The sequence below is a fragment of the Faecalibacterium sp. An192 genome, assembly GCF_002160175.1.
In the GTDB taxonomy this organism is placed as follows: Bacteria; Bacillota; Clostridia; order Oscillospirales; family Ruminococcaceae; genus Faecalibacterium.
In genome coordinates this window covers 1-657 of record NZ_NFKB01000154.1, presented here as the reverse complement: position 1 = coordinate 657, position 657 = coordinate 1, and the positions used below count along the sequence as shown (strand labels likewise).

The 657-nt window shown below is 57.1% G+C and carries 1 protein-coding gene; it reads right to left on the bottom strand.

Translation table 11 applies throughout. The features are described from left to right. The coding region (locus B5F27_RS16385; RefSeq protein WP_144066585.1) for a DUF4368 domain-containing protein at positions 1 to 657 on the bottom strand (657 nt) is incomplete at both ends.

Sequence of the window (657 nt, the reverse complement as noted above, 5' to 3'; positions counted from 1 at the left end):
GCCTGCGGGTGCCGTTCTCGTCATAGCTGCACTCATGCACGACGATTTTCTCAATCATTTCCCGCAAGAGGGTGGGGGTAAGTTCCTCAAAGGCAAGGTGCTTTCGGACGATACCCATAAACTTTTCCGCGTTGACGGTGGCGGCCTGCGACTTGTCCAGTTCTGCCTGCAAAGCGGCGGCGCGGTCTTTCAGTTCCCGCTGCTCCTGCTCGTAGTCTGCCGACAGTTCCATGAAACGCTCGTCGCTGATTTTGCCGTTCACATTGTCCTCATACAGCCGCTTGATAATGCGGCTCACTTCGGAAATGCGCTCCTGCGCCTGTTCAAGCTGCTTGGTGGCTACGGCGGTCTTTCTCTTGCCGCCGATCTCGTTCTGCTGGATAAGCAACTTCACAAAGCGGCTCTCATGCTTGGCGGCATACTCGGTCACTTGCCGGAGATTGGAGAGGACACCGGCGGTCAACAGGTCGGTGCGGATAAAGTGTGCCGTACAGTCGCGGGTGCGCTTCTTGTAGCTGCCGCAGATGTAACAGTCCTGCTTGCGGGTTTTGTTCTGATACCGCTGCTGGTACATCACATGGCCGCAGTCGGCGCAGAACAGCATACCGGAGAACAGCCCCACTTCATCATAGCGGTTCGGGCGTTTGCGCTGCTTGC